The 2,867-nt window shown below is 67.7% G+C and carries 2 protein-coding genes; both read right to left on the bottom strand.

Going from position 1 to position 2,867, the window contains the following annotated elements; translation table 11 throughout:
- Positions 1-1,987: MobF family relaxase (mobF, locus tag ABD002_RS19545; RefSeq protein ID WP_343794292.1), on the bottom strand; the 1,987-nt coding region annotated here is incomplete at its 3' end.
- Between the two features lie 6 nt (positions 1,988-1,993).
- The coding region (locus tag ABD002_RS19540; RefSeq protein WP_343794290.1) for a type IV secretion system DNA-binding domain-containing protein at positions 1,994-2,867 on the bottom strand (874 nt) is incomplete at its 5' end.

The raw sequence follows: 2,867 nt of genomic DNA, 5'->3' as shown, positions 1-2,867 counted from the left end.
ATGCCATCGGCCCGTGCGCCGCCTCGATCACCCGGCCGCGATGCAGCGCACCACGCTCGTGCAACCCATCCCGCGCCAGACGATTCAACTCCGCCGTGTCCGCCCGCGTCGCGCCCAACATCACGTCCTGGCCGGGCAGCCGCGCATCTCGCGTCGCACTCCAGTCGCGCACCAACTGACGCATCGCCTGTTCGCGATCAGGCTGCGCATGCAGCCGACCGCGTGCCTGTAGGGAGTCCAGCGCCGACCGTGCATCGCCCACGGCCAACGCCTGCACCATCGCCCGATCGGCGACGTCGCGCTGACGCTGGATTTCGGTCAGGCGCGCATGACCGACTTCGCCGCTGATGCGCTCGAACAACTGACCCGCCTCGATCGGCTGCAACTGATTCGCATCACCGACCAGCACCAGCTTCGCCCGCGCCCGATCGGCCTCGTCCAGCAAGCGGGCGAACTGACGCGAACCGACCATGCCCGCTTCGTCGACCACCAGCACCGTGCGATCGGTCAGGTGATCGCGGCCACGCCCCAGGTCGTTCAACAGCGAGTGCAAGGTCTGCGCACGGATGCCGCTGCCCGATTGCAGACCGCTCGCCGCCTTGCCGGCGAGCGCCGCCGCGCGCACCTCGTAGCCGCTCGCTTCCCATGCCTCGCGAGCCACGCCGAGCAAGTGACTCTTGCCGGTGCCCGCCAAGCCTTCCAGGACACTCAAGCGCGACGGCGCCGTGATGTGGTTCAACGCGGCGCGCTGCTCGTCGGAGAGCGTGTGATCGCGCAACGTCGCCTCGACTGGGTACGCCGCCTGTTTCGCCATCTGCTGCGCCCGCGCCAGTGCATCGCCTTCGATCTGGAGCATTTCGCGGGTCGTGTAGCGCTCGCCGGCGAGCGCCACGATCTCGGCATCCTTCATTGCTTCCCGCACGAACGCCTCCGTGCGCGCCAGGCCACCGCCGGCCAGCTGCACGTGCTCGGCCGCTGCACGTGTCAGGTCCGCCTGGGTGAACGTGCTCTGCTGGTGACTCAAGCGATCGATCACGGTTCGCGTCGCCACTGCCTCCAGCTCGGGCGTGGCGTGGCGCGTGAGGTCCGCCAGGCGCTCGACCGTCACGCCGTAGGCCAGGGCTTCCTCTCGCCAGTGCTCGCGCAAGGTCGCGGCCGTCGCCGCTTCCTTGGGCCTGCGCGTCTCCAGCGCCGCGATCTCCGCTGCCCGCGCACCGCTCGTGCCGCGCTCGGCCATGGCCGCTTCGATCTGCACGCGCCGTTTCGAGAAGTGCCGGTCCACCTCTCGCGGCATCTCGCTCAAGCGGAAGCTGGCCTTGCTGTCCGCCTCGACCGCATAGCCCCGCTCGCGCAACCCGTGTGCGAGTTCGGCGCGATACGCCGCGCCCAGCGCCATCTTCCACGTGTACAAGGGTTTCGTCTCAAGCGTGCCGTGGCTGCCATCGTGGCGCGCCGCCACGTTCATCACGAACGCATGCGTGTGCAACTGCGGATCGGCCTCGCGACTCGTCCCGTGCACATACGTCGCGATCACCGGCGCGGCGGTTTCACGCTCGATGCCATCCTTGCCGCGCCGCGTGACGAACAAGCGCTCCCGCTCGGCCAACCCCAGCGCTCGCTCCACCGCCTGCGTGTGCGCCTGCTCGATCGCGTCGCGTTGCTCGCGATCGGCCAGGCCCCACACGATCGAGACCGACTTCGGCGCCGAGAACGTCAAGTCCCAGCCCGACCGATGATTCTCGCCGGCACGTTGCACCAGCGCTTCGCCAGTCTGCGGATGGAAGCCGGCCGCCAAGCGATCGAACGCGTGCTCGCCAACCTCGTCGGCTAAGCCCAACGCGATCGCGCCGCTGCCGAGCCAACGGCCCGATGCGCGACCCTCTTGCGTGTAGTAGTCCTCGACGGCGTGATTCGCGCCATCGCGCTCGCCCTCCAGGTAGGCGCGGATGCCGCCGGCCGATGCATGACGTGCACTGATTGAGAGCATGGTGGACTACTCGCGGCCCGCACCCAGGATCGCATCCGCATCCAGCACCGGACGCGGCGGCAGATTCGGCGAGGGAGTGATCGCCGGTGGCGAAGGAGGACTCGACGGCGCTGATCGTTCGAGCGGACGCGGCTCGAACGGCTCTGCGTAAGGTGCACGTTTGATGATCGGGATTTTCACGCAGCGCACACGGTTCTGACCCGCCAAGCGTAGATAGCCCCGGCGATCGGGCAAGCTCTGGATTTCCGACGCCAGCACCAACTCCTCGGTGTGCTCCACACGCGTGCGTGTCGGACCGTTTTTGCCGCCATACGTGGCCGACGTGCGCACGACCGTGCACTTGCCCAAGTGCCGGCTCGCGTAGTCGGCCGTCTCCGGATCATTGGCGCGCAAGATCAGCTGCGACGACAGGCACGACAGCAATGTCTGCGCTCCATCATCGCCATACGCCCCGCGCAACTGCGCCACCGATTGCAACCCCAAGATCGCGCACAGACCATATTTGCGCCCGCGTGTCAGCGCATCGCTCAGGCCCTGCACGCAACCCAGGCTCGCCACTTCGTCGAGCAGCAGCCAGCGCCGCCGATCCAAGTCTGACGACATCGACAACATCGCGTTGATTGCTTCGCCGAGCCACGTTGCCAGCAGCGGCCGCAGCGCCGCCCGCTGGTCTTCGCGATACGGCAACCACAGCCACCCTTGGCCTTCTTGGACGTGCCGGCGGATCGACCAGCTCTTGGGACCCGCGTCGCCAGGCAGATAGTTATACGGCGCCAGATACGTGCCCACAATGCCGCGCACATTGCTCAACATCCGCTCATTGCCAGGGTGGAACAACGACTGCGCGGGCAAGCCCTGCACCAAGGCTTGGATGTCCGCC

It is taken from the genome of Dokdonella soli, from assembly GCF_039523175.1.
Lineage (GTDB): Bacteria > Pseudomonadota > Gammaproteobacteria > Xanthomonadales > Rhodanobacteraceae > Dokdonella_A > Dokdonella_A soli.
Note: the sequence above shows the minus strand (reverse complement) of the source record. Positions and strands in the feature narration are given on the sequence as shown.